Origin of the sequence: Nocardia sp. NPDC056000, assembly GCF_042269265.1 — a bacterium.
Classification (GTDB): domain Bacteria; phylum Actinomycetota; class Actinomycetes; order Mycobacteriales; family Mycobacteriaceae; genus Nocardia.
Window position 1 is genome coordinate 316,294 of record NZ_JBHJXS010000002.1, and the last position, 25,996, is coordinate 342,289.

The following is a 25,996-nucleotide window of genomic DNA, read 5'->3' on the forward strand; positions in this document are numbered from 1 at the left end:
AGGACACTCCAGGGAGTTAAGCGTCCGGGAAGCGCACAGTCAATTCGCAGGGTCGGAAAATCTGGCCTGGACGAACGTCCAGTTGTGTGGTTCGCTGCCTTCCAGAACGGAAGGAGACGCGAATGGCGCTGTCGGACAAGGAAACGGCCGATGCGGGCGAGGTCACGACCGTCTCCCGCCGAACGGTGCTGGCCGGAGCCGCGATCGGCGCCGCCGCGCTCGGAGTGACGGCAACATTCGCGCTACCCGACTCGCGCGCATACGCGGATTCCGGTGAATACCTCGTCGGAGTGGGCATTTCCGACATCACCGGTCCCGCCGCCGAATGCGGGATGATGGGCTACTCGCAATTCGGACAGGACACCGCGGGCATCCACCTGCGCCCCCGCGCCCGCGCCTTCATCTTCGGCAGCGCGGACCAGCGCGTGGTCTACGTCGTCGCCGACAACGGCATGATCTTCCAATCCGTGCACCGCGGCGTGATGGCCGCGCTCGCAACACGATTCGGTGATCGCTACACCGAGCAGAACGTCCTGCTCACCTCCACGCATTCACACGCCACCTGTGGCGGATCCAGCAATGACTACGCGTACAACCTGTCCATTCTCGGATTCCAGCAGCAGGTGTACGACGCCGAAGTGAACGGCATAGTCGAGGCCATTGCCGCCGCGGACGCCGACCTTTCCCCGGGCAGCCTCGCACTCGGGCGCGGAGAACTGCACGACGCCAGCGTGAATCGATCCAAGATCGCCTGGGATCGAAATCCCGACGCCGACAAACAGGTTTTCCCCGACGCCATCGATCCGGCGGTCACCGTGCTGTCGCTGCGCAAGGGCGGGCGCGAGGTCGGTGTCATCACCTGGTTCGCCACCCACAACACCTCGATGAGCAATACCAACCGGCTCATCAGCGCCGATAACAAGGGGTACGCCTCCTACTCGTTCGAACACGAGGAACACGGCGTCCGCTACCTGGACGGCTGCGATTTCGTCGCCGCCTTCCCGCAGACCAACTCCGGCGATATGTCGCCCAACCTGAATCTGCACCCGACCGATGGTCCGACGCAGAACGAATTCGACAACACCCGCATCATCGGGGACCGCCAATACCGTGCCGGGAAAACAGCTCTCGCGGCCGCGAGCCCGCTCAGCGGTCCGGTCGCCAGCCTGCTCTGCTACATCGATATCGCGGATATCGAGGTCGAGGGCCGCTGGACCCCGAACGGTCAACCCCGGCACACCGCACCCGCGTGCGCGGGCGTCTCGCTCATCGCGGGCAGTGTCGAAGACGGTCCGGGCCTGCCCGGCGTGCCGATTCCCGAGGGTGTGCGAAACCCGTTCGTGGACGCGCTCGGTGGCGTCAACCAGCCGATTCCCGATTGGCTCGCCGACGCCCAGGCCCCCAAGGCCATCGTCGCGCCGCTCGGCATCATGCCGCCGGTGCCGTGGGTGCCGAGCGTGGTGCCGATCCAGCTGGTGCGCATCGGCGACCTCTACCTCGCCTGCGGCGGAGCAGAATTCACCATCACCTCGGGCCTGCGCATTCGCCGCGTGGTCGCGGACGCCCTCGGCGTATCGCTGGATCAGGTGCTCATGCAGGGTTACGCCAACTGCTATCACGAATACGTCGCCACCCCCGAGGAATACGACGCCCAGCAGTACGAGGGCGGCTCAACCCTCTACGGCCGCTACACTCTCCCGGCCTATCAGCAGGAATTCCACCGTCTCGCAACGGCTTTCGCGGCGCGGCAGGCGGTCCCGCGCGGCCCCGCCCCGCGCGACGTGTCCAACCTCCAGCCCAATTTCGTCGCCGCCCCCGGCCCGGACGCCACCCTGCCCGGCACGAACTTCGGCGATGTCCTCACTCAACCGGCCCCCGCCTACGCCCCCGGTGACCAGGCCGCGGCCGAATTCGTCTCGGCCCATCCGAAACACAACACCCGCCGCAACGGCACCTTCCTGGAAATCCAGCGCGCCACCGACTCCGGCTGGACCCGCATCGCCAACGAAGGCGAATGGCCGGTCAAATACTTCTGGTCCAAACGCGGCGCGGACGTCTCAATAGCCCGCTTCACCTGGGACATCCCCGCCGGCACCCCGCCGGGCCGCTACCGCCTCCAGCACTACGCCGACCAACTCGCCGCCGACGGCACCCTGCACCCCTTCACCGGTACAACCACCGAGTTCGACATCCGCTGACCGGTATCGACGGCAAGGAGCTCAGTCCAGGCCGAGCTGTGCGCCCTTGTCGCCGCGGCGCGCGCCGCGGCGCTGAATCGCGAAGATGGTGTAGCCGAGCAGGCCGACACCCAGGCCCATCAGACAGATCGGGCGGGCGGTCGCCCAGTCGTCGTTGAGCCAGACCACGATCGTGGCGATCAGGAAGCCGAGGCTGCCGACGGCCAGGACCGGTCGCGGGTCGGTGAAGCGCTGCGGGATTTCCGGTACGGGCTGGGTCACGAGATCCAGGGTAGAAGGTGGAGCGGTCGGCGGGGGATCGGCTGGGCCGCCCATGCGGAGTTCCCGTGGTCGCGGGCCGGAATGCGGCGCTGCTCGAGCCGTGGGGCGATACCGGACGGATGCGGATTTTCGACATTGGGGAAATGTCTGGTTTGGGCGGGGATGGTGCGGGGGTACTAGGGGGTGGGGGCGCGTACCGGTCGGGTTCGCCGCCCGGTGGCGGGGGTGTGCGCCGGAACAGGCGTCGTGTGCGTGAACGGTCACGTATCGTTTCGCTCTGTGACAACGCCTTCCGATATTCGAGCGCTCGCCGGTGAACTGTCGCTGGCGGTGGTGCGCTTGACGCGACATCTGCGCGGGCGGCGTGCCGATGCCCAGATTTCGCTGACTCAGCTCTCCGCGCTCGCCACCCTGAACCGGGACGGCGCCATGACGCCGGGCGCGCTGGCCGCCAAGGAGCGGGTACAGCCGCCGTCCATGACGCGGGTCATCGCGTCACTGTCGGAAATGTCGCTGGTGCAACGCGATCCGCATCCCACCGACGGTCGGCAGATCATCGTGTCGCTGTCCGAGAGCGGGCGCGCCCTCATCGCCGATGAGACCCACGCCCGCGAGGCCTGGATGACCGATCAGCTCTCCAATCTCAGCCCCGACCAGCTGGCCGTGCTGGAGCAGGCCGTCGGAATCATGAAACAGATCGTGGACGAATCCGAGTAAAGATATCTCGCGCGGCTCCGCTTCCCAGTGCTGGAAATCCGGGTGCCGCGACCGGCTAGACCGGGGTTCGGCCGTAGTGCTCGTATTCGCGGGACAGCTCGTCCCGCAGGCTCTCGGTCAGCGGTTGGTAGCGCAGGGATTTCGTATCACCCAGGTACACGGGATCTTTCGTGAGCCAGGAATCGCGGCGCAGTGCCGGTTTGTCGATCTTGCGGGTCGCGGTGACCGGAATGGATTCGGTGACGCGCACGAAGCGCGGCGCCCATTTGGTGCCGAGATCGGGTTGCGCGGCGAGGAATTCACCGAATAGTTCCGGATCGAATCGCACACCCGCATCCAATTCGAGGGTCGCCATCACCTGATCGCCGGTGCGCGGATCCGGAATCGGGTAGACCGCCGCCAATTTCACGCCCGGAAACCGGGCGAGAATGCGTTCCACCGGTGCGGTGGCGAAGTTCTCGCTGTCCACGCGCAGGCGATCACCCGACCGTCCAGCGAAGTAGAAGAATCCCGCCTCGTCCTGATATCCGAGATCCCCGGTGCGGAAGGTCGCGCCGTCCACGCGTTCGGCACTGGCTTCGGGATTGCGGTAGTAGCCCTCGAACATGGCCGCACCGGCGATATTCACGATCTCACCGATCGCCTCGGATGCGTTGAGCAGCGTGCCATCGGCGGCGAAAAGTGCACGCGGGCACTGTTTTCCCTGCTCGTCATGAATCTCCACCGGCATGAACTCGGGTGCGCGGCCGAGCGCGCCCGACGGTGAATCGTCGGTGAGCCGAATGACCACCCCGCCCTCGCTGGATCCGTAACTCTCCACCGGCGTCACCCCGAACCGGCGCGCGAATTCGGCCCGGTCGCGCGGCGCGGCCTCGGTCCCGAAAGCGGTGCGCAACTTGGTATCCCGCTCCAGCGGAGACTCCGGAGCGGACAGCAGATAGGCCAGCGACCGCCCGACATAGTTGAAATAGGTCACCCCGAACCGCCGGATATCGGGCAGGAACCCGCTGACCGAGAAACGGCGGCGCATGGTGAAGGTCGCACCCGTGAAAACCGAAGGCGCCCAACAGGCCATGATGGCGTTCCCGTGGAACAGCGGCATGGCGTTGTAGGTGACATCGGCGCGGGTCAGCGAACAGTGATTCATCGCCCCCAGCGCCGCCAGCCGCCCGGTCGTGCAGATCACCGCCTTGGGCGCACCGGTGGAACCGGAGGTGAACGTGAGCAGCAACCGCGTCGACCGATCCCGGGCCTCGGGCGCGACCCACGCGTCCACCGCGCCGCCGCGTACGGCCTGGCCCGCATGCGCATCCGTGGTGAACGGGCCGCGCGCGGCCGTCGCGAACTCGGCGGAAACCCGTTCCCGCCAACGGGATTCATCGATATCCAGCACGCGATCGTCGTCCACGCCGGTGTCCAGCCCGGCGAGCACCATGCGCTGTTCCCCGTCGGTGATGATCAGATCGCAGTCCACGCCGCGAATATCGCCCGCCAGTTCCGCCCCGCGCCGCGTCGGGTTGATGCCGATGAGCGTCGCCCCGGCGAAGGCCGCGGCCCCGAGCAGGAAGATGTACTCGGGCACATTCTCCAGCAGCACCCCGATGTGGAACGGCCGTCCGGGTCGGCGGAATTCGCGGAGAACCGCTGCGCGAGCGGCGCATTCGCGTACCACCTCGCCCCAGCTCCAGGTCGATTCCTCGAACCGGAGCCCCGGATGGTCGTCAGCTGCGCGGAGCAGCAGCAGATCGGTGAAGGTCAGCCCCTGCTCGGCGGCCTCGGCGGGTGTGAGGCGCGGTATCTCGGGGCCGGTCGCCCACAGCGGATTGTCGTGCATACCACCACTGTGCCGCGTGAGCGCGGGGCTTATGCCCCGAATGCCCGGTCGCTGGGAACGATTTCGCGGCCGAGTGGGAACAGCGACACCGGGATCAATTTCAGGTTCGCCCAGGCGAACGGAATACCGATGATGGTGATGGCCAGGGCGATGCTGGTGAACAGATGCCCGAGCGCCAGCCACCAGCCGGCCACGATGATCCAGATGATGTTGCCGAGCATCGACGCCACGCCCGCGCCCGGCTTCTCGACGGCTTCGCGCCCGAACGGCCACAGTACGAACGAGGCGATGCGGAAGGACGCGATGCCCCACGGGATGGTGATGATCAGGACGCAGCAGATGAGCCCGGCGACCACATAGCCCAGCGCCATCCAGAATCCCACCAGGACGAACCACAGGATGTTCAAGAGCAACTGGATCGGTTTCACATCTTCCAGCATGCCAGCGCCGCGCGGTCGCCGACACCGGGAAAACCCTGACTTCCAGGTGTGAACACTGCCCAGGGTTGGCTGAATCCGTGGTTTGACCTCGAAAAGGCGTTGCCGCCCCCGACGTGATTGCTAATCTCTGGCAAGTGAAATATGTGCAGATCTAACCCGTTTCTCCCGTCAAATAATGGACAGGGGCAAATTTTGAGCAACAGACTCAGGTTCGGTGCGGGCGCGGTCGTGCTGACATTCGCGGCCGCGAGCGCGCTCACCGGCTGCGGCAGCGACGATTCCTCCGACTCCAGCTCCAGCTCCAGTGCCACCTCGACCTCGGCCGCCGCGAGCGCCGCGGGTTCGGGCCCGGCCCGCAACCCCTACCTGGCCGCCGATAAATTCGCGGTCACGCACCTGGACCCCGCGCAGTCCGACAGCTTCCCGGACGAGGTGCCACGCGGCACCTTCCATATCGACCCCGCCCAGATGCAGCGCGTGCCCACCGGCCCGGTCAGCATCATGACCCTGGCCTCGCCGTCACCGGACTACATGTGGATCTCCTCCACCTCCGGCCCGCGCTACGTGGACGTCTCCAACGGCGGCTTCAAGGAAGTCGCGGCCATGGATGCCCCGGGCGTACAACCGATTTCGCCGCAGCAGCTGGATCAGGTGCTGAACCAGCAGTTCACCGATACCGGCCAGATCGAGGCCGCCATCGCCCAGGACTGGGGCGGCGCGAACTGGCAGCGCATCGCCAACGGCGTCTACGCCATGGTGGACAAGGACAACCGCTTCTATTTCCTGAACCAGAACGCGGAGCTGTTCGTCTTCGGCCTGAAGAACAAGGACAAGCCCGCCGACGGTATCGAGATCGTCGCGCAGAAGGATTTCAAACCGCTGCTGTCGACCTCGATGACCACGCTCGGCATTCCGGAGACCATCGTCGGTGCGGATATGACCTACGACGGGCACCTGGTGGTGCTGGCCTCGCGCGCGCTGTACGTGCTCAACCGCGATCTCACCGGTGAACCGCAGCAGATCCGCATAGGCGATGACGAAACCGTCTCCAATTCCATGGCCGTGGATCAGGACGGCGGCATCTACTTCGCCTCCGACAAGGTCATGCGCAAAGCGGTCTGGAAGGACGGCAAACTCTCCACCGATGAGGCGGACGGCGGCTGGGCCTCACCGTACGACTTCGGCCGCCAGCCCCCGGCGGTGAAATTCGGTATCGGCACCGGCTCCACGCCGACCCTGATGGGCTACGGCAAGGACACCGACGAGCTGGTGGTGATCACCGACGGCTCCGACCATATGAAGCTGGTCGCGTTCTGGCGCAATAAGATTCCGGACGGCTTCCAGCAGAAGCCGGACACCAAGTCGAACCGCATCGCCGATCAGATCCAGGTGACCGCCGGACTCGACAATCCGCCGGAGTTCATCCAGTCCGAACAGTCGGTGGTGGTGAACGGGTACGGCGCGTTCGTCGTGCAGAACATCGGCGCGGGCGGCTCCCCGGACCGCCTGGTGGACGTGCTCGCCAACGGCCCGGTCGCCGAACCGCCGCACGGTATGCAGCGCTTCGAATGGGATCCCAAGGAGCACCGGTGGAATTCGGCGTGGACGCGCGGTGATGTGGTGTCCACCTCGATGGTGCCCGCGGTATCCACCGGATCCGGCATCGTCTTCGTGAACGGCTACTCCAAGGCCGACGGCTGGGAGGTCACAGGCCTGGACTGGAAGACCGGGGAAACGGTGCACCGCACCATCTTCGGGCAGACCAACCTCGGCAACGGGGCGTACGCGATCGTCGAGGCGTTCCCGAACGGGGACCTGCTGTTCAACAGCATCGGCGGACCGTTCCGCGCCAAGATCGGCAAGTAGCACGGCAGCTACGGGAAAAGGGTTGGGCGGCACCAATGGTGCCGCCCAACCCTTTTCACTTCACGAACTCAGAAGAACCAGCCCAACTCCGGATCTCGATCGCCCGTGAAAGCCGTATCGAAGGAGCGTAGCAGTGCCGCGTCCTTCACTTGAATTCGGTTGGCGGCGGCGAACACTCGCGCCCGGTGCGCGCCGAAGTACAGGCTGCTCAGCACATCGATGCCGAGTTCGATCTCCGCCGCGCGGTCGGTGCGCTCGCATTCGGCCACCCCGTCCCGCACCCGCAGCGCGAAAGTGCCGCCCGCCTCGCGGAACGGATCATTCACCGCCAGTACGGTATCCAGGTCCTCGCGGTAGGTGCGAGCCGAGAGTGCCGCTGGCACATCCATCACGCGCGCCCAGAGTCCGTCGTAGCGGCTCTTGGTGCGCACCAGTCGCGGATCGGTCACCAGGAAGGGGAGTGGATCGTCGTCGACGAGGTCGGCCTCGATCTTGTCCAGCAGATCCAGGCTCAACAGCACCCGCCACAGCGCGATATGGGCCTCGGGGGTGACGGCCTTGAACTCGGATACCAACGCGACCGACTCATGATCGCGCCACTGCCGCCGATACAGCACGTAGCCGTCCGGATGGGTGAGCACGAACAGCGTGGACGCGCCGTCGCGGTAGCGGTCCGGATCGCCGAACCAGATGTTCCAATTCGCGTCCGGCCGGTCCTGCCCGGCGGGCACCAGCCGCCGCCAGCGGTCGTACACCTCGCGAATGTGATCCTGCGAATCCGCCAGGGTGGCCGTTCGCACGCCACCGGGATCCGGTGTGCCGGGCCGGAATTCGGCCTTGCGGCGATCGATGGTGATCTCGCTCGCCACCGTTGCGGGACCATAGCCGAAGCGGCCGTAGATGGTGCCCTCGCTCGCGGTGAACATGGTGAGCGGAATGCCCTCGGCCTCGGTGCGGGCGTGCTGTTCGGTGTACAGCGCGCGCAGGATGCCGCGGCGGCGATGGGTGGGCGCGACCGTCACCGCGGAGACGCCGCAGGCTCGAATCGTGTTCTCACCGGGAACGGTGACCGTCATGGTGCGGTCGACGGTATGGCCGACGATACGGTCGCCGTCGACGGCGACGATCGCGCGCTCGATCGGGAACAGGCCCGGGATATTGTCCTTCTCCACCTGGTCGTAGCGCATGCCGAAGCAGACTTCGGCCAGCTCCAGGATGGCGGGGAAGTCGCTCTCGGTGGCCGAACGCAGGGTGATGCCATTCGTGAGTGCCATAGTCCGACCATCCCATGAATCGGGCATTCCGCGCATCGGGTTTTCCCCCGCGCGTGGCGCCACCCACCCCCCGACAGCTCCGGGTGGCGCCACTCGCCCCTGATCCCCCGGCTCGGCGCCTCCCCGCGCCTCACCGTCCCCCAGGGTGGTTCCGCGCCTCCCAACGCGTCACCGTCCCCCCGAATGGCTCCGCGCCTCCCAACGCGTCGCCAGTCCCCCCGTGTGGCCGAACGCCTCCCCGCGTCCAGCCGGTTCCCCGTATGGCTCCGCGCCTCCCCGCGCTTCGCCCGGTTCCCCATGTGGCTGAGCGCCTCTCCGCGCCCTGCCGGTTCCCCCCGCCGAGATCGTCTCGATCTCGTGAGAACTACTTTGCCGGGCGGCGCTGATGATCTCCTTAAAAAGACCTTGCAGTGTTAACGGCTGTGCGGGAACGGCTTCCGGAATGACGAAACCCGCCTGCCAAGTGCGGCAGGCGGGTTCGATGTCGGGTGCGACGGGGGAGCGATCAGCGCTCGGTGATGCCCCGGTAGTCGCGCGCCTCGTAACCGGTGTAGATCTGGCGCGGGCGGCCGATCTTCAAAGGCTCGCCGTGCATTTCACGCCAGTGCGCGATCCAGCCCGGCAGCCGGCCCATGGCGAACAGCACGGTGAACATGCGGGTCGGGAAGCCCATGGCGCGGTAGATGACGCCGGTGTAGAAGTCGACGTTCGGGTACAGGCGACGCTCGATGAAGTACTCATCGGTGAGCGCGGCCTCTTCCAGCGCCTTGGCGATATCGAGCAGCTGATCGTCGCCGCCGATCTTGCGCAGGATGGTGTCCGCGGCCTGCTTGACCAGGGTCGCGCGCGGGTCGAAGTTGCGGTAGACGCGGTGCCCGAAGCCCATGAGCTTCACGCCGTCTTCCTTGTTCTTGACCTTGCGGATGAATTCCTTGACGTCGCCGCCGCCGGCCTTGATGTCGTCCAGCATCTCCAGCACGGCCTGGTTGGCGCCGCCGTGCAGCGGACCCCAGAGCGCGTTGATACCGCCGGAGACGGAGGTGAACAGGTTGGCGTCGGACGAACCGACAAGGCGCACAGTCGAAGTCGAGCAGTTCTGCTCGTGATCGGCGTGCAGGATGAGCAGCATGTCCAGCGCCGCGGCGACCTCGGGGTCGACCTCGTACGGCTCGGCCGGGAAGCCGAAGGTCATGCGCAGGAAGTTCTCCACCAGCGACAGCGAGTTGTCCGGGTACAGGAACGGCTGACCGACCGACTTCTTGTAGGCGTACGCCGCGATGGTCGGCAGCTTGGCCAGTAGTCGGATGGTGGACAGCTCGACCTGCTCGGGATCGCGCGGGTCCAGCGAATCCTGGTAGTACGCGGACAGCGCGTTCACTGCGGACGACAGCACCGGCATCGGGTGCGCGTTGCGCGGGAAGCCGTCGAAGAAGCGCTTCAGATCCTCGTGCAGCAGGGTGTGCCGGCGGATCCGGTCGGTGAAGTCATCCAGCTGGGCCTGGGTCGGCAGCTCACCGTAGATGAGCAGGTAGCTGACCTCGATGAAGGTCGACTTACCGGCCAGCTGCTCGATCGGGTAGCCGCGGTAACGCAGGATGCCGGCTTCACCGTCGATGTAGGTGATCGCGGACTTGGTCGACGCGGTGTTCATGAAGCCGGGGTCGTAGGTCACGTACCCGGTGCTGGCCAGCAGCTTGCCCAGGTCGATCCCGTCGTTGCCCTCGACGGCCTTGGCGACCGTCATCGGGTACTCACCACCGGGGTAGGACAGCACCGGCTTGGCGTCTTCGTCGACGTTGATGATGTTCTCAGCGGGCACGGAAGGATCCCTCTCAGGCTTGAAACCATAGGCATCGGCGCGGTGGCGCACGACGCGCTTGGCTCAACGCTAGTCGCTGTCCGGTAAGCCCGACTAACGAGGGTGGTCCTTAACTACCTCACAGTCACATGGTCGCGATGTGAGGATCGGTGCGGTTATGCGCTATAGGCATGGGCCGCACCGCCCGTCCCGGCGTGTCGGCTAGTCGTTGCATACGGTCTTGATGATGCGCGAGTCGTACGCCACGCGGGCGCGATCCTCGGCCTCGTCGCGGGTGGAGCCGTAGCGGCCCACGTACTGGCGCAGGCTGTCGGAATGGCTGATCGAACCGCATTCGGTGAAGGCCACCAGCACCTCGCAATTGCGGCCGTTGCAGCGATTGAGCGCCTCGGCCTTGGCCGCGTCCTTGGTGGAGTAATTCCACGACGCGTGCCAATTGCCCTCGTCGGAGACGGCGATGGCACCCCAGTAGGTGCCTGTGGCGCCGGCCTGCGCGGGTACCAGGAGTCCCGCGCCGCCGATGGCGGCCATGGCGATAGCGGTGGTGATGGCCTTGGTGGTGAACGACTTTCGCATGATGTTTCCCCGTGCATCCGGTGGTGCTGTGCTCTGGACGCTTATGAAATTAGGGGCCGGACTTTGCGAAGTCCTTGGAGAATTCTTATCGGACGCTCAGGCAACGACCGGGGGTTTCAGGCCGGAACCTCCGCGTGCGCCCGCGCCACCCGGTACCGCACGAAGGCCGGGAAGATCAGCGCGGCGATCACCATGCCGATCACCACGAGCACACCACCGCCCGCCGCGGCAGCCGCGGTACCCACCGCCGCGGCCGCGAAACCGTGTGCAACATCACCGATTCTGGGTCCGCCCGCGACCACCACGATGAACACGCCCTGCAACCGTCCGCGCATCTCATCGGTGGCCACCGACTGCAACATGGTGGTGCGCAACGCCGCCGAGAACATATCCACCGCACCGCCGAAAGCCAAGGACCCGAACGCGATCCAGAGCGCCACCGTGGTGCTCAGACTGTGCCCGGCCGCCCCGACCGCCAGGCCGAAGCCCACCATGCCCAGACCCCACAGCACGATCAACACCACGACGGCCAAGCCCTGCCTGCGAATTCGCGACAGCCAGCCGGAGAACACCCCGCCGAGCACCGCGCCCACCGACATGGCCGCGAACAGCAGACCCAGCGCGTGACCGCTGCTCGCGGTATCACCGAAACTGTCCTGCGCGATCTGCGGGAACAGCGCGCGCGGCATGCCGAACACCATGGCCACCACGTCGACGGCGAAGGACGCCAACAGGATTCGCTGCGTGGCCAGATAGACGAACCCGTCCGCGACCTCGCGCAATCCGGCGCGCCGGGACTCACCCGTCGGCGGGATCGGCGGCAGTTTCCAGGTTGCCCACAGCGTGGCCAGCAGCGCGATGGAATCCAGTAGATACAGCGTCGAGAGCCCCGACACCGGAATCAGCATGCCCGCCACCACCGGCCCGGCGATCGCGCCGAACTGCATGACGGTCATGGACAGCGAATTCGCCGCCGGGAGTTGATCTTCCGGCAGCAACCGCGGGTAGATGGCGCTGCGCGCGGGCTGATTCACCGCGAAGAACGCCTGCTGCACCGCGAACAGCACCAGGATCAACCAGGGGTTGTTCAGTCCGGCCGCGGCCTGTCCCCAGAACGCGAGCGCCGTCAGGCCGGTGCCGGTGCTGGTGATGAGCAGCAGTTTGCGGCGGTCCATCACATCGGCGAGCGCACCGCCCCACAGGCCGAACACGATGAGCGGGATCAGGCCGAAGAGTCCGGCCAGTCCGACATAGGAGGAGCTGTGCGTGATGTCGTACAGCTGCTTGGGCACCGCTACCACCGAGAGCTGCGCGCCGATCACGGTCACGACACCGGTGGTCCACAACCTCCGGTAGTCGGGGTTGCGTAAGGGGGTTATATCGGCGAGCAGCTTCACCGCGGTGACAGTAATGGGATGAATTGCGGTGCGACTAGCCTTTTCCGGGGGTCGTCCCATGATTCGGACGTGAGAAACCCCACGCGCCGAACCATTGCGATCATGCTGGTCAGGGCTGCAATCGTTCGATCTTCATGGCGGCGATATCGGGATTGCCCGGTTCCACCAGGACACGAATGCGATTGTGCATCCGGCTGCGGCGACCCTGCCAGAACTCCAGCGATTCGGGCCGCAACAGGAAACCGCCCCACTGCGGCGGCACCGGAATCGGATCGACGTCCGCGAAACGCGCGGTCAGCTCGGTCAACTGCCGATCCAATTCCTCGCGCGAGGCGATCGGCCGCGATTGCAGCGACGCCCACGCCCCCAATTGCGAACCGCGCGGCCGGGACTGCCAATAGACCGCCGTGGTCTCGGGCGCGACCTTGTGCACCGGACCGCGCACCGTCACCTGCCTGCCCAATGCGGGCCAGACGAAAGTGGCCGAGGCATAGGGCGTCGCGATCAACTGCCGCCCCTTGAACGATTCGTAATTCGTGTAAAAAGTCACACCCTCGGGCGAGAGTCCTTTGCACAGCACCGTCCGCGAGGAAGGCCGCGGCCCCGAATCGGTGAGTTCCACCGTGGCCAGCACCATGGCATTGGAATCGGTCACCCCGGCCGCGGTGGCGTGCTCGATCCAGTTGCGCAACAACGGTTCCCAGCCGTCCGCCAACCAGCTCTCGTCGAGGTCGGTTTCCAGGCCCGGATGATTGTCGCCGGCGTCCACTCCGTACTCCACGCGCAGTGCCGCGATATCGAGGTCGGGAGTGGCGTAATTCTCCTGGTCGCGCATGGGCCAGACGTTACTCCGGAGTAATGCGCGCGTTAAGGTCTAGGGGATCGGCGTGGCTGCCCATGGATCGGGCAGCCCGATTTGCAAGGAGAGTCACAACATGACTGCCAGCGCTGCGGCCAGCCCTGTCATCCCAGCTGATTTCGTCAGCGGCCTCGAAGGCGTGGTGGCTTTCACCACCGATATCGCCGAACCGGATAAGGATGGTGGCGCGCTCCGGTACCGCGGCGTCGACATCGACGACCTGGTCGCCAACCGGGTCACCTTCGGTGACGTGTGGTCCCTGCTCGTCGACGGCGAATTCGGCCACGGCCTGCCGCCCGCCGAACCCTTCCCGCTGCCCATCCACACCGGCGACGTCCGCGTCGACGTACAGGCCGGGCTCGCCATGCTCGCCCCGATCTGGGGCTACCAGCCGCTGCTGGACATCGACGACGACACCGCCCGCGACAACCTGGCCCGCGCCTCGGTGATGGCGCTGTCCTACGTCGCGCAGTCCGCGCGCGGCATCTACCAGCCCGCGGTCCCGCAGAAGAAGATCGACGAGTGCACCACCATTACCGAGCGGTTCATGACCCGCTGGAAGGGTGACCCGGACCCCAAGCACACCGAGGCCATCGACGCCTACTGGGTGTCCGCCGCCGAACACGGTATGAACGCCTCCACCTTCACCGCCCGCGTCATCGCCTCCACCGGCGCCGATGTGGCCGCGTCGCTGTCCGGCGCCATCGGCGCCATGTCCGGCCCGCTGCACGGCGGCGCGCCCGCCCGCGTGCTCCCGATGATCGAGGAAGTCGAGAAGACCGGCGACGCACGGGCACTGGTCAAGGGCATCCTGGATCGCAAGGAAAAGCTCATGGGCTTCGGGCACCGGGTCTACCGGGCCGAGGACCCGCGCGCCCGTGTGCTGCGCGCCACCGCCCAGCGCCTGGACGCCCCGCGCTACGAGGTCGCCGCCGCCCTGGAGCAGGCCGCGCTGGCCGAACTGCGCGAGCGTCGCCCGGATCGCGCCATCGAGACCAATGTCGAATTCTGGGCCGCGGTCATCCTCGACTTCGCCGAGGTCCCGGCGCATATGATGCCCGCCATGTTCACCTGTGGCCGCACCGCCGGCTGGTGTGCGCACATCCTGGAGCAGAAGAAGCTCGGCAAGCTGGTTCGCCCGGCCGCCATCTACACCGGCCCGGCCCCGCGCCTGCCCGAGACCGTGGCCGGCTGGGAGACCGTCGTCCGCAAGTGATCTCGCCCGCGAGTGATCAGGTGCTTGCCCGGTAGGCAACGCCCGCAAGACAATTCGAGGCCCGCAGCGGAATCCGCTGCGGGCCTCGACTTTTCGGGCCGGACGCTACTGCACCTTCACCACGACGGTGTTGACGATCTTGTCCGCCAGGGTCTGCCGCTTGGTATCCCACAGCGGCATCAGCCAGCCGATGTAGCAGGCGAAACTGTCCACCACATGCAGCAGTTTGCGGCCGAGCGCCAGGCCGAAACCGACCGGCTGACCGGTGGCCTCGCGCACCAGGCGGATGCCGACGATCTTCTTACCCGGCGTCTGCCCGGTGCTGCCCTCGCGGTAGACCAGGAACAATCCCGCGCCGATGTAGAGCGCCAGCGCCAGCAGAATGCAGATCAGGCCGATCGCGTTCATACCGCCGGCGGTGCACGCGGAGGAGTAGCTGCGCGATGAGCTGTAGGTGTTGTTGTTCAGATACGACGAGCAATCCGGCGCGTCCGTGCCCACCGTGCCCGCCAGGATCTGCAGGATCACCGCGGGCAGGAAGAACATCAGCCCGTCGAGCAGATACGCGCCCGCCCGCGCGCCCCAACTCGCGTACTCACCGAGCGGTGCGACCGGCGCGCCGTAGGGGGAGTAGCCGCCGTAGGGCTGTTGCTGCTGGTTGTAGTCGTACGCGGGCTGCTGTGCGTAACCCGGCTGTGCATAACCCGGCTGCTGTGGATAACCGGGCTGCGAAACCGGCTGCTGCTGTTGATAACCCGGCTGTGACACGGGCTGCTGTGGATAACCGTAGCCCGGCTGCGCGTCCTGCGGCGGGTAGCCGTAACCCGGCTGCGCCGGGGGCTGCTGGGGTGGATAACCGTATCCGGGCTGCTGCGGCGGATACGGGTTGTTCGGGTAGGTCATGTACTTCCTCATCGCGCGTCGAAACGGCCGGTACCGGAAAGGGGATCGGTACCGGGCACCCCCCGATTGCCGCCGAGTGGCTGTCGGCGGCAAGGTGACTGGGCCGATACAGTCTGGAGCACCCGGGCGACAACGGCGCGCCGGGGCTCTCCACGGTTGAAAGCGCGAGGCGGAACATGACACGTTCTGCGAGTCCTGCGGCCGAACAATGAATTACGTGTGCCCGAATTGTGGTGGTGAATTGGTTGCGCGACCGCGAAGGTCGAAATAACGGTGATCGGAATCCTGGGCTTCGGGTCGTAAGTGGCATAACCTGCGCAAGTGCTCGATGCAGGACTCTCGCGGAGAACTTTGTTCACGGTCGGTGCGGCCCTGGCCGCCGGCGTGGTATCCGCAGGCTGCGGTAAGGCCAGCGGAAATGCCGCGGACCGCGTGCTGGAAGCGCCGCGGCTGCGGCCGGATAGGGGGCTGACGGCGAATCTGCCGCTGGCCAAGGGCGGTTTGAGCCCCGACGCGGTGGCGGCCAAATACGCCGGGAAGAAACCGAACCAGTGGGGAACGGATATCTCCGGCATTCTCACCAATTTCGATACCTCAGGTAAGCAATTCGCGCTCACCTTCGATGCCTGCGGTGGTCCCGGCAATAACGACATCGACGAAAATCTGCTGAGTCTGCTCATCGCACAGCAGATTCCGGCCACCCTGTTCCTCAACAAGCGCTGGATCGACGCGAACCAATTGCGCGCCGCCCAGCTCGCGGGCAATCCGCTCTTCGAACTCGCCAACCACGGCACCGCGCACCGCCCGCTCTCGGTCAACGGTCACGCCGCCTACGAGATCAAGGGCACCGGCTCACCGCAGGAGGCCGTCGACGAGGTGTGGGGCAATCACGAACGCCTCACCCAGCTCACCGGCCACGCGCCGCGCTTCTTCCGCACCGGCACCGCGCATTACGACGACCTGGCCGTGAATATCGTCCAGGACCTCGGCGAAGTGCCGGTCGGCTACTCGCTCAACGCCGATTACGGCGCGACCTCCAATGCCGCTCAGGTGCAGGCGAACATGATGAAGGCCGCGCCCGGCGGCATCTCGCTGGCGCATATGCACCGCCCCAAATCCGGCACCGGCCCCGGCATGTACGCGGCGCTGACGGCCTTGAAGGGCAACGGTTTCCAGTTCGTCCGCCTGCCCTAGCGAATCGAAGTTCGCGCGTATCAGTCGAGTTCGCGGGAAGCCTTCCAGTCGACCGTCACCGATTCACCGCGATCGACTGTGAAGAACGCCACTTCCAGGTGGCGGCCCAGGTCCACCAGTTCCAGCGCGGCCAGCGGAACCGGCTGAATGATGCGAATTCGCCAGGGCGCGGGCTCATCCCAGGCGTGCAGTTCCAGATCCAGGCGCAGCACCGGATCATCGCGGCCGGTGTAGTCGGCGGCCACCGGGGTGGCCGCGAGCACGGTGGCGCGGGCGCGGCGGCCGTCGGCGAGGATTTTGGCGATATTGGTGCGGCTCGCCTCCTCGACGGCCGGGACGTACAGCACCACACGATCGTGATCGCCCGGATCGACGCGGCAGGAGATCACATCGCCGGGCTGCATCCATTCCTGGTCAGGGGTATTGACGCGCTGCCGCACCCGGGTCTCGTACGCGTGCCGGTCCTCGAGCTGGACGCGCACCCAGAATTCCTGGCTTGGCCCCGGGAAATCCCGGGTCCGGGGATCGCCGTCCGGACGCTGATCGGCAGGCCGCGGGGCGCTGTCGGCCGCGCCGGGCTTGACCTCGGAACGGACGCTGAGAATTGTCGCGGTGCCCTCGGTGCCGTGCATGAGCAGTTCCCGGCGGGCGGCATCGTCCAGGGCCGGACCGCGCCGGGTGAGCCCGTGCGAGCCGAATTGGGTGGACAGCCGCAGTCCGGTCAACCGGCGCAACAGGCCCGGGCGCGGCTCCGATTCCGGATCGGCAACCGCTCGACCTGCGATAACACCTTGTGCGACGGTCGAATTCGGGGGCTCGGCGGTATCGCCGGCGGGAGATCCAGGTCGCTCGTGCGCGGCCATGTTCATGCTGCTGAACGGTAGTGCGTCTGTGGTCCTCACCACAGCGATACCCGCCGTTTGCCGAAGCCCGAGGTCCGAACGTGTTGCAGGGCCGACCCACTCGTTTCGCGACGGATGCGCAGCCTCTACCCTTGTCGCCATGACCTCTGCGTTCCCGACCATCCCCGACGATCTCAAGCCCGCCGACGGACGGTTCGGCTGCGGACCCTCCAAGGTGCGTCCCGAACAGCTGCAGTCCCTGGTGGATACCGGCGCCTCCGTGTTCGGTACCTCCCACCGGCAGAAGCCGGTCAAGGACGTGGTGGCCCGGGTGCGTTCCGGCCTGCGCGAATTGTTCGCCCTGCCCGACGGTTACGAGGTCGTGCTCGGCAACGGCGGCACCACCGCGTTCTGGGACGCGGCCGCCTTCGGCCTGATCCGCGAGAAGTCGCTGCACCTGACCAACGGCGAGTTCTCCTCCAAGTTCGCCTCGGTGGCCAAGGCCAACCCGTTCATCGGCGACCCCATCGTGGTCAAGGCGGAGCCGGGCAGCGCGCCCGAGCCCACTTCGGACCCCTCGGTCGACCTCATCGGCTGGGCACACAACGAGACCTCCACCGGTGTGGCCATCCCGGTGTCGCGTCCCGCGGGTTCGGAGAACGCGCTCATCGCCATCGACGCCACCTCCGGCGCGGGCGGTCTGCCGGTGAACATCGCCGATTCCGATGTGTACTACTTCGCGCCGCAGAAGTGCTTCGCCTCCGACGGCGGCCTGTGGATCGCGCTGATGAGCCCCGCCGCGCTGGCTCGCGTCGAGGAGATCAAGGAATCGGGTCGCTTCACCCCCGAATTCCTGTCGCTGCCCATCGCGGTCGACAACTCCACCAAGGATCAGACCTACAACACCCCGGCGCTCGCCACGCTGTTGCTGTTCGCCAATCAGATCGAATGGATGAATGGCAACGGCGGTCTGGACTGGGCCGTGAAGCGCACCGCGGATTCCTCGTCGCGCCTGTACAACTGGGCCGAGACCAGCGAATTCGCCACCCCGTTCGTCGCGGATCCGGCGCACCGCTCGCAGGTGGTCGGCACCATCGACTTCAACGATTCGGTGGATGCGGCACAGGTTGCGAAGGTATTGCGCGCCAACGGAATCGTCGATACCGAGCCGTACCGTAAGCTGGGTCGTAACCAGCTGCGCGTCGGTATGTTCCCGGCCATCGATCCCGAAGATGTTTCCCAGCTGACCCGCAGCATCGATTGGGTTGTGCAGCAGATCGGCTGAACCGCAAACTAAGACACAGTAGGCGGCGCGAGAGTCTGGCGACAGATTTTCGCGCCGCGTGTCTTGCCCCACGAATCACAGAAGTGCACTACTGTTCCAGAACGTGGGCGGAGAAGCGAGCCTGACAGCTGTGTAGACGCAGCACTGTGTTCGATGCAGTGACAAGGAGGTAACGGTGCGTGAACTTCGAGTAATCGGATTGACGCCCGATTCCACGCACATCGTGTGCATCGATACCGAGAGCGGTCAGAAGTACCGGCTCCCCGCCGATGACAAACTGCGTGCCGCTGCCCGCGGAGATCTTGCCCGGTTCGGACAAATCGAGATCGAAACGGAAGCCACGATGCGCCCTCGCGATATCCAGGCTCGAATCCGTGCCGGTGCTTCGGTGGAGCAGGTCACCGAAGAGTCCGGAATGCCCGCCAGCCGGGTGGAGCGTTTCGCGTATCCCGTTCTGCTGGAACGCGCCCGGGCCGCCGAGCTCGCGCAGAAGGCGCATCCGGTCCGCAACGATGGTCCCGCCGTCGAAACCCTCATCGAGATCGTCTCCGCCGCCTTCGCCGAGCGCGGCCACAATATCGACGTCGCCGAATGGGACGCCTGGAAAGACGAAAAGGCGTACTGGGTCGCGCAATTGCAGTGGCAGGCCGGACGTTCGGTGATCGCCGCGCACTGGCGCTATCAGCCCGACGCGCACGGCGGTTCCGTTGTGCCGCTCGATGATCCGGCCTCGGACCTGATCGACCCCGACTTCGGCCGCGCCCTGCGCGGTCTCGCCACCATCCTGCCGGATCAGAACGAACCGGTCATGGTGGAGGCCCCGGCGTCCACGCCGCGCACCACCGCGCCCGTCCCGCGCGAGGAGCGCGCCGACTACGAGTCCGCGCCCGCCCGGGTCGCCAGCCAGCAGTCCATGGACGGCTACTACGAGCAGCGCGCCGCCGTCGGTGACGGCACCGTGCCCGCACCGTCCGCCGCCGCGTCGGCTCCGGCCCCGGTGGCCACCCCGACGCCCCCGGTGACGACTCCGCCTGCCGCCCCGGCACATTCGACGCCGGAGCGCACGCCCGAACGCACCGCGCCCGAACGCACTGCGGCGACCGCGCCCGATCGAACCGCACCCGCCGCTCCCGAGCGGACCGCGCCCGAGAAGGCCGAGCCCGCTCCGGCGCAGTCGGCGCCCGCCGCGACTCCGGCCGCGTCGGCTCCGGTGGCGGAACCCGCTGTCGCGGAACCGGCCACGGCGGCCCCGGCCGCCGCGGCGACCACCGCGCCCGCGACGCCGCCCGCCGCCAAGCCCGCGGCGAAGCAGAATCGGGCCAAGCGTGGCGGTAAAGCCCCCATGCCGTCCTGGGAAGACGTACTCCTGGGCGTGCGCAGCTCCGGTCACTGACGCGCGTCCCGCGGTTTTTCGGCCGTGGGTCCGAATTCGAAGCTGAAAGTTTGCTACGGCGCTGAAATTGTTGCGCCCCGATTGCCGTGGGCGCTTTTCCGCGTTTCCGGTTGCCGAATCGGTGCCGATAGCGGCGGGAATGCGTCGTTGCATTGGCAAACTGCCTGAATTGTCCGAAGGTTCCCAGGCGGCGGCAAGTTCGCCGCGCCGGGGGAGACCTTGCACAACAGCGACATTTCGACGGTCGGGCAGGTAGATTTTATAGTGGTGGCGGTGATGGCCGGGGCCGTCCGCGCCGACGCCGAGAGCGGCCACCGAATGTTGCGGATAGTTTGCCAATAGTGGTTCGCAAGGAATTCGGGAGGTGCGAAATGCCATCCACTGTCTCGTCCCTCTGGTACGTCGACGCCTCCGATCCGGTCGGCGTACTGCGCGCGCATCCGGGACCCGATCCCGACGCCGCCTTCGCGCTGGCCCGCCAGCTCAATCCGGATCGCGATGTGGTGCCCGCCGCCTCCGGCACCATGAAGGTGTGGGCCGGGCCGGATCCCGAATCCATCTATATCGGCTGCTATCCCGGCGTCACCGTGGTCTGTTCCACCCAGGCGGCACTGCCCAGACCGACGAGACTCCCCGAACTGCTGGTCCGTCCGCTCGCCTCCGAGCACACCTATCTGGTGTCCTATGACCTGTCGCTGGGCTGGGGCGCTTTCGCGGAATGGGAGCGCGGGGAATTCCGGCGGTCGTTCAGCGCCAGCCGGGTGAACATCCTCGAGGATGAGGGCATGCCTCGGGTATGGGAGCGGCCGTATTGGGCGGGCGAACACCCCATCGAATTGGAACCCGGCGAAATGGCCGATCCACAGCTATTGCCGTTCGACCCACCGGATTTCGCCGATGCCGCCAATCAGGAATGGCTCGGCTTCCGCTATCGCGGCAAATTCTCCGAGGACGCGCTCACCCCGGATCTGATCGAGGTCTGCGGATTCTCGCTCTTCCCCAAGGGTCAGGCCCCCGCTGTGGATGAACCCGCCGCACCGGTCGCCGTCGAACGCAATGGCAAGCGCGGGCTGTTCGGCTGGCTGCGCGGCAAGGACCGGGACCGCGTGTCCTGAGCGCCGCGGGCACCGCACGGCTCGACGCGCGAAACCGGCTGGGACGCACGCCGAGTCGGCCGGATCAGTGAGTTCAGCTCGCCAGCAGGGCGATCCAGGCCAGCAACACGCCCACACCCAGACCCGCGATCACCCAGCGTGTCACCGGCTGGAAGCGCCAGCGCCAGGCCGTCGGGGTGACACCGCCCACCGCGACCACATTCACCAGCGCCGAGAGCAGCGGATGAATCTGCGCCAGTGCGGATCCGAAGGAGTAGACCCCCGCCGCGGTCAGCAGCGCCACGAAGGCGATGACGGCGATACCGCTGGCCCACGGGGTCGGCTCGGAATAGCCGTAGCCGTACGGGCCGTCGGGCGGATAGCTCACTGGGCCGGTCCTGAACTCACTGGGCACGCACTCTTTCGTAGAAGGCCATGGCGGCGGCGGTCGCCACATTAAGGGAATCGGTGCCCGGTGTCATGGGGATGCGGGCGCGAATATCGCTGGCGCGCATGGTGTCCTCGGTCAGGCCGGGGCCCTCCGCGCCGAGCAGCAGGGCCACCCGGTCGCCGGTCATGGCGTGCGCGAGGGTGTCCGCCTTGGGATCCGGGGTGAGCGCGATGATCTGGAAACCCTTGTCGCGCAGGATATTCAGGCCATCGGGGAATTCGGGCAGCGGTGCGAAGGGGATGCGCAGCACATGCCCCATGGAGACCCGCACCGACCGCCGGTACAGCGGATCGGAGCAGCGATCGCCGAACAGCACCGCGTCCGCGCCCAGGCCCGCCGCGTTCCGGAAGATCGAGCCGATGTTCTCGTGATCGTTCACGCCCTCCAGCACCGCGACCGTACGCGCCCGCGCCAGCACCGCTTCCGCGGTGAGTTCGGGCGGCCGTCGCGCCGCGGCGAGCACGCCGCGATTGAGATGGAATCCGACGATCTCCGCCATCACCTCGGCGGTGGCCCGGTAGTACGGCACGTCGATACCGGTCAGCTGTTCGGCCAGCACCTCGTATTTGCGCGCCACCCCCAGCAATCCGGAGGGTGTGAACCGCGAGGCCAGCATGCGTTCCACCACCACGGTGCCCTCGGCGATGACCAGCCCTTTACCGCCGGGCAGGTCCGGTCGCCGATCGGCATTGCTGAGGTCGCGGAAGTCGGCGACGCGCGGGTCGGCGGGGTCGTCGATATCGATCACTTCGGCCACGGGGTTATTCTCGCGCGACGTCGTTCCGGGCTCTTGCGGGGCACAGCTCGAGGTCGATCCGGGGCACAGCATAAGGTGATTGACGATCCCGATCCCCTATCGAAGAGGACAACCATGACCAAGCCGGAAATCGAGTTCCAGGACGGGCCCGCCCCCGCGACGCTGGTGATCAAGGACCTCGTCGAGGGCACGGGCGCACTGGCAGAGCCCGGCTCCACCGTCGACGTGCACTACGTGGGCGTCGAGTTCGACAACGGCGAAGAGTTCGATTCCTCCTGGAACCGCGGCGAGTCCATCAAGTTCCCGCTGCGCAACCTGATCCAGGGCTGGCAGGAAGGCATCCCGGGTATGAAGGTCGGCGGCCGCCGCCAGCTCACCATCCCGCCGGAGCTGGCCTACGGCCCCGCCGGAGCCGGACACCGTCTCTCGGGCAAGACCCTGGTCTTCATCATCGATCTGCTGGACGTGCTGAACTAAGCGCTTCGCGGTCGAAAGCGAACGCCCGCCTCGTGGAAGCGAGGCGGGCGTTCGTTGTGTGTGGGCATCTTCGCACTTCGGGGTTCCGGGGTGTGCCCCCGAAATCTCTCCTCGGTGTGGCTGTCAGGAGCCGACGATGGTGTTCATGATGGTGCCGGCGCTGGTGGCCGTCGCACCGCCGAGCATGGCGTTGGCGACCATTTTGGGGGAGCCCGCTCCGCCGCCCCACTTCTCCCAGGCGAACTTTCCGCCGCCGTAGGTGATGGCGGCGATGCCGGACATCTGGGTGAACCAGGTGAAGTAGCGGAACATCTTCATCATCTTGTCGGCCATGGGCGGGGTCTCGGCCGTGGGATTGCCCATTTGTGCGAGGACTGTGCCGTACATGTCGTGCGCGGCCAGCAGCATGCTCACGATCGTTTCCTCTCCGGTACCGGGGCGCTGGGGGTGGAGCCGTGGCGCGGGTGGGGCAGGAGCGTCAAAAACTGATCGATTAGAACAATTCGGTCATGAGTGTAACCGGAAGAACCGCCGATTGTTGCTGATTGTTTGCCAACGCTTTATTGGCGCAGATTATTTGCGGACGATCTCCACCGGATCGGTGAGCGCCGACGCGATCGCCGACTGCTGCGGCACCCCGCGCTGCGGCAGCGCGTTCAACGCCTGCGTGGCCTGATTGCCCAGCGTGGTCGTGACCGCCTGCAATTGCGACACCCCCGAGGTCAGCGCGTTCAACGCCGCCACCAGCTGCGTCTTGCCCTGATCCGCCAGCGCCGGAATGCTCGCGGCCAGCTGCCCGCCCTGATTCAACTGCGCACTCGCGTCACCCAGGCGGGTCGCGCCATCGTGCAGCAGCTGCCCGATCCGCGTTTCGGGGGTGACGGTGGTGCCGACCAGATCGCCCACCCCGTTGAGCTGGCCTCCGGCCTGGTTCGCCACGACCTGCAAACCCTGTAGCTGGGTGATGATGCTCGCCAGCTGCGGATCGCCCGCGAACGGCAGCCCCTGCAGCAGCGGCACGATGGCGTTGATGCCCGAACTCAGCTGATCGGCCGCCTGTGACACCTGCCCGACGGTGACCCCGGTCGAATCCAGCGCCGTGCCGAGATCGTTCGCCTGTTTGGTGGCCGCGCCGACCGTGGTGTTCAACTCGGTGATGGCCGAAGTGATCTGTCCCGCACCGGCTTTCGCCTGATCCAGGAAGGCCAGCATCTCATCGGCCCCGGAGCCGAACTGCTGTGCGCCGTCGGCGGCGGCCTGTACGCCCGCGCTCAGCAGCGTGCTGGTCATGGAGACCTGCTGCAATTTCCCGCGCGCGCTGTTCATCGAGGCGAAAAGGGTGTCGAGTCCGGACGCGCTGATTTTCTTTGTCACGTCATTCACCGCATCGTTCACGATATTCGCGTCGGCGCGATCATTGGTCGTCACCGTCACCTGCGCCCGCTGCGGTTTATCGGTGCCGAGCGAGGCGATATCGGCGGACAGTTCGGTGGGCAGTGTGATGATCACCGCGTAATCGTCGGTGCTGGCCGAATCGACCACATCCCACTCGCGAGTTCCGCTGTCCTGCAACGCCCTTGCGATTTTGGCCCCGGTGGGCCCGGTATCGCCGTTGATGAGCGCCACCCCGGTGGGCGCGGGCGATATCCGCAGATACGCGATCACACCGGTGGTGACCGCGGCTACCAGTAGGAGAGCGAACAGGGCCAGCCGAGTGCGATTTTTTCCCAACACTATTAAGACCGTAGAGGTACCTATTGCCGTCAGCTCTGGCGTTTCTCTGAGAATTCGGTAAACACTGGGGTATCCGGCAATTCCAGTACCAGTCGCACGCCGCCGAGCAGTCCGTCGTCGAAATAGGCTCGCCCGCCGTGCAATTGCGCCTGCTGTGCCACCAGCGCCAGCCCAAGCCCGGATCCGCCCTTGGCGGCCTGACTGCCGCGCGCGAAGCGTTCGAAGACGGTGGCGCGTTCGGCGGCGGGAATGCCGTGACCATTGTCGTCGACGCTGATCACTATGTGCCCGAACGGATCTCGATGCGCCGAGACCAGCGCCTCGGTCGCGCCGCCGTGCCGCGCGGAATTGGCCAGGGCATTGTCGATGGCCAGGCGCAGCCCGGTGGGCAGGCCGCGGGTGACGAGTTCGGCATCGGTGTCGATGCGCACCTTCAGATTCGGGAAGTGCCGGTTGGCATCGTGTGCGGCGGCATCGATGAGTTCGGCCACATCGGTGGCCACGTGATCGCGGGCATTGGTGAGATCCCCGGCGGCGAGCCGTTCCAGCGCCGCGAGGGTGGATTCCACCCGGTTCTGCCCGCGATGCAGGTCGATGAGGATTTCCGCGCGCTGCGCCTCGTCCAGGTCCAGGGTGCGCAGCACTTCCAGATCGGTGCGCATGGCGGTGAGCGGGGTGCGCAGTTCGTGTGCGGAGACGGCGGCGAAATCGCGGGCGGTCTCCAGTGCGGCGGCGGTTTCGGCCTGTGCCCGGTCGATGCGCTCCAGCATGGTGTTGACCGCGTCGGCGAGCATTTCCGATTCGCGCACCCCGTGCCCGTCCACGGGCAGCGGGCCGCCGGGTTCGCCGTGCCGGTCCAGCTGCCGGGTCAGGTTCGCGATCGGGCGCACCGCGCGCCCGCCGAACAGCCAGCCCAGTCCGGCCGCCGCGGCCACGGCCAGCAGCGCCGCCCACAGCACCCAGCGCCGCTGCGCTGCCGTGGTGCGCTCATTCTCGGTGGTCGGAATGCCAAGGGAGACAACACGTCCGGAGGGTTGATTCTGGGTGGTGGTGAGCACCCGGTAGGTATTGCCGTCCACGGTGACGGTGTGATTCCCGACCGGTAGCGCGGGCAGCTGCACCGAGGTGCTGGCCAGTGAACCGTCGGCATTGCGCACGGTCAGCGCCATATCGTTGGTGGGTCCGAGCACCCCGAGCACGGTCACCGCGAGCACCGGTTCGATGAGCACCACCCGCGAGGTGACGGCCAGCTGCTGATCGGCCTGCGCGAGATTATTGCGCTCGATGGCGTACATGGTGAACCAACTCAGCGCCGCCACAATGATTGTCGCGCCGAGAGCGGCCGCCGCGGCGACGCGCGCCCGCAGTGAATACGAGCGGCGTCGCGGACTGCGCGGGCGGTTCACGGC

At 66.6% G+C, this 25,996-nt stretch carries 24 protein-coding genes and 1 pseudogene; 10 read left to right on the forward strand and 15 right to left on the reverse strand.

Going from position 1 to position 25,996, the window contains the following annotated elements; translation table 11 throughout:
* The first annotated feature begins 122 nt into the window (after positions 1–122).
* Positions 123–2,198: a neutral/alkaline ceramidase gene (locus tag ACFC4D_RS06545; RefSeq protein ID WP_376062024.1), complete on the forward strand. Its 2,076-nt coding sequence runs from the start codon at positions 123–125 to the stop codon at positions 2,196–2,198.
* Positions 2,199–2,219: 21 nt separating this feature from the next.
* Here ACFC4D_RS06545 and ACFC4D_RS06550 read toward each other — a convergent pair whose 3' ends face one another.
* Positions 2,220–2,459: a DUF2530 domain-containing protein gene (locus tag ACFC4D_RS06550; protein ID WP_364641419.1), complete on the reverse strand. Its 240-nt coding sequence runs from the start codon at positions 2,457–2,459 to the stop codon at positions 2,220–2,222.
* 279 nt (positions 2,460–2,738) lie between these two features.
* On the opposite strand from ACFC4D_RS06550, the gene ACFC4D_RS06555 reads away from it, so the two are divergent.
* Positions 2,739–3,176: a MarR family winged helix-turn-helix transcriptional regulator gene (locus ACFC4D_RS06555; protein WP_375962761.1), complete on the forward strand. Its 438-nt coding sequence runs from the start codon at positions 2,739–2,741 to the stop codon at positions 3,174–3,176.
* A gap of 55 nt (positions 3,177–3,231) precedes the next feature.
* Here the strand turns inward: ACFC4D_RS06555 and ACFC4D_RS06560 are convergent, their stop codons facing one another.
* The gene (locus ACFC4D_RS06560; protein WP_376062025.1) at positions 3,232–5,010 is read right to left on the reverse strand and encodes an AMP-binding protein; all 1,779 of its coding nucleotides are present in this window, start codon (positions 5,008–5,010) and stop codon (positions 3,232–3,234) included.
* 29 nt (positions 5,011–5,039) lie between these two features.
* Entirely contained in the window at positions 5,040–5,450 is a 411-nt protein-coding gene (locus tag ACFC4D_RS06565) for a YccF domain-containing protein (RefSeq protein WP_375962766.1), read from the reverse strand.
* Positions 5,451–5,642: 192 nt separating this feature from the next.
* Between ACFC4D_RS06565 and ACFC4D_RS06570 the strand changes: the two genes are divergently transcribed.
* Entirely contained in the window at positions 5,643–7,316 is a 1,674-nt protein-coding gene (locus ACFC4D_RS06570) for a hypothetical protein (protein ID WP_376062026.1), read from the forward strand.
* Positions 7,317–7,384: 68 nt separating this feature from the next.
* Here ACFC4D_RS06570 and ACFC4D_RS06575 read toward each other — a convergent pair whose 3' ends face one another.
* The 5 genes from ACFC4D_RS06575 to pdxH all read right to left on the reverse strand — a co-directional run bounded on the left by ACFC4D_RS06575 (position 7,385) and on the right by pdxH (position 13,217).
* A complete protein-coding gene (locus ACFC4D_RS06575; protein ID WP_376062027.1) occupies positions 7,385–8,590 on the reverse strand; it encodes a GNAT family N-acetyltransferase in 1,206 nt (401 codons plus the stop codon).
* A gap of 505 nt (positions 8,591–9,095) precedes the next feature.
* Positions 9,096–10,409 (reverse strand): citrate synthase, encoded by a 1,314-nt coding sequence (locus ACFC4D_RS06580; protein WP_364641403.1) that lies wholly within the window; start codon positions 10,407–10,409, stop codon positions 9,096–9,098.
* A gap of 201 nt (positions 10,410–10,610) precedes the next feature.
* Positions 10,611–10,985: a DUF4189 domain-containing protein gene (locus ACFC4D_RS06585; RefSeq protein WP_364641400.1), complete on the reverse strand. Its 375-nt coding sequence runs from the start codon at positions 10,983–10,985 to the stop codon at positions 10,611–10,613.
* A gap of 116 nt (positions 10,986–11,101) precedes the next feature.
* Positions 11,102–12,382 (reverse strand): MFS transporter, encoded by a 1,281-nt coding sequence (locus tag ACFC4D_RS06590; RefSeq protein WP_364641397.1) that lies wholly within the window; start codon positions 12,380–12,382, stop codon positions 11,102–11,104.
* A 109-nt stretch (positions 12,383–12,491) separates the two neighbouring features.
* Positions 12,492–13,217, reverse strand: a complete 726-nt coding sequence (gene pdxH, locus ACFC4D_RS06595; protein WP_376062028.1) for a pyridoxamine 5'-phosphate oxidase — start codon at positions 13,215–13,217, stop codon at positions 12,492–12,494.
* Positions 13,218–13,317: 100 nt separating this feature from the next.
* On the opposite strand from pdxH, the gene ACFC4D_RS06600 reads away from it, so the two are divergent.
* Positions 13,318–14,457, forward strand: a complete 1,140-nt coding sequence (locus ACFC4D_RS06600; protein ID WP_364641391.1) for a citrate synthase 2 — start codon at positions 13,318–13,320, stop codon at positions 14,455–14,457.
* A gap of 105 nt (positions 14,458–14,562) precedes the next feature.
* Here the strand turns inward: ACFC4D_RS06600 and ACFC4D_RS06605 are convergent, their stop codons facing one another.
* Positions 14,563–15,360 carry an RDD family protein gene (locus tag ACFC4D_RS06605; protein ID WP_375962775.1) on the reverse strand — a complete coding sequence of 266 codons (798 nt, stop codon included), beginning with the start codon at positions 15,358–15,360 and terminating at the stop codon, positions 14,563–14,565.
* 193 nt (positions 15,361–15,553) lie between these two features.
* Between ACFC4D_RS06605 and ACFC4D_RS06610 the strand changes: the two are divergent.
* Both ACFC4D_RS06610 and ACFC4D_RS06615 read left to right on the forward strand, forming a co-directional pair.
* A pseudogene (locus tag ACFC4D_RS06610) lies at positions 15,554–15,631 on the forward strand (DUF1272 domain-containing protein); the annotation flags it as partial.
* Between the two features lie 50 nt (positions 15,632–15,681).
* Positions 15,682–16,554, forward strand: coding sequence for a polysaccharide deacetylase family protein (locus ACFC4D_RS06615; protein ID WP_375962778.1), 873 nt, complete (start codon positions 15,682–15,684; stop codon positions 16,552–16,554).
* A 20-nt stretch (positions 16,555–16,574) separates the two neighbouring features.
* On the opposite strand, the gene ACFC4D_RS06620 is transcribed toward ACFC4D_RS06615, so the two are convergent.
* A complete protein-coding gene (locus ACFC4D_RS06620) occupies positions 16,575–17,423 on the reverse strand; it encodes a hypothetical protein (protein WP_376062029.1) in 849 nt (282 codons plus the stop codon).
* Between the two features lie 133 nt (positions 17,424–17,556).
* On the opposite strand from ACFC4D_RS06620, the gene serC reads away from it, so the two are divergent.
* From serC to ACFC4D_RS06635, 3 genes are all read left to right on the forward strand, one after another.
* Positions 17,557–18,681, forward strand: coding sequence for a phosphoserine transaminase (gene serC / locus ACFC4D_RS06625; protein WP_375962782.1), 1,125 nt, complete (start codon positions 17,557–17,559; stop codon positions 18,679–18,681).
* Between the two features lie 175 nt (positions 18,682–18,856).
* On the forward strand, positions 18,857–20,074 hold the full coding sequence (gene sepH, locus ACFC4D_RS06630) for a septation protein SepH (protein WP_376062030.1): 1,218 nt from the start codon (positions 18,857–18,859) through the stop codon (positions 20,072–20,074).
* 371 nt (positions 20,075–20,445) lie between these two features.
* Positions 20,446–21,189: a DUF6928 family protein gene (locus ACFC4D_RS06635; protein WP_375962786.1), complete on the forward strand. Its 744-nt coding sequence runs from the start codon at positions 20,446–20,448 to the stop codon at positions 21,187–21,189.
* 73 nt (positions 21,190–21,262) lie between these two features.
* Here the strand turns inward: ACFC4D_RS06635 and ACFC4D_RS06640 are convergent, their stop codons facing one another.
* Together ACFC4D_RS06640 and ACFC4D_RS06645 are read right to left on the reverse strand one after the other, a co-directional pair.
* Positions 21,263–21,556: a DUF2537 domain-containing protein gene (locus tag ACFC4D_RS06640; RefSeq protein WP_364641371.1), complete on the reverse strand. Its 294-nt coding sequence runs from the start codon at positions 21,554–21,556 to the stop codon at positions 21,263–21,265.
* A 16-nt stretch (positions 21,557–21,572) separates the two neighbouring features.
* Entirely contained in the window at positions 21,573–22,376 is an 804-nt protein-coding gene (locus ACFC4D_RS06645; protein WP_376062031.1) for a TrmH family RNA methyltransferase, read from the reverse strand.
* Positions 22,377–22,490: 114 nt separating this feature from the next.
* Here ACFC4D_RS06645 and ACFC4D_RS06650 point away from each other — a divergent pair, with 114 nt between their 5' ends.
* Positions 22,491–22,853: an FKBP-type peptidyl-prolyl cis-trans isomerase gene (locus ACFC4D_RS06650; protein ID WP_364641364.1), complete on the forward strand. Its 363-nt coding sequence runs from the start codon at positions 22,491–22,493 to the stop codon at positions 22,851–22,853.
* A 123-nt stretch (positions 22,854–22,976) separates the two neighbouring features.
* Here the strand turns inward: ACFC4D_RS06650 and ACFC4D_RS06655 are convergent, their stop codons facing one another.
* The 3 genes from ACFC4D_RS06655 to ACFC4D_RS06665 all read right to left on the reverse strand — a co-directional run bounded on the left by ACFC4D_RS06655 (position 22,977) and on the right by ACFC4D_RS06665 (position 25,993).
* A complete protein-coding gene (locus ACFC4D_RS06655) occupies positions 22,977–23,261 on the reverse strand; it encodes a hypothetical protein (RefSeq protein ID WP_330185534.1) in 285 nt (94 codons plus the stop codon).
* Between the two features lie 165 nt (positions 23,262–23,426).
* Positions 23,427–24,587, reverse strand: a complete 1,161-nt coding sequence (locus ACFC4D_RS06660) for a hypothetical protein (RefSeq protein WP_376062032.1) — start codon at positions 24,585–24,587, stop codon at positions 23,427–23,429.
* Between the two features lie 29 nt (positions 24,588–24,616).
* Entirely contained in the window at positions 24,617–25,993 is a 1,377-nt protein-coding gene (locus tag ACFC4D_RS06665; protein WP_364641358.1) for a HAMP domain-containing sensor histidine kinase, read from the reverse strand.
* Positions 25,994–25,996 lie beyond the last annotated feature (3 nt).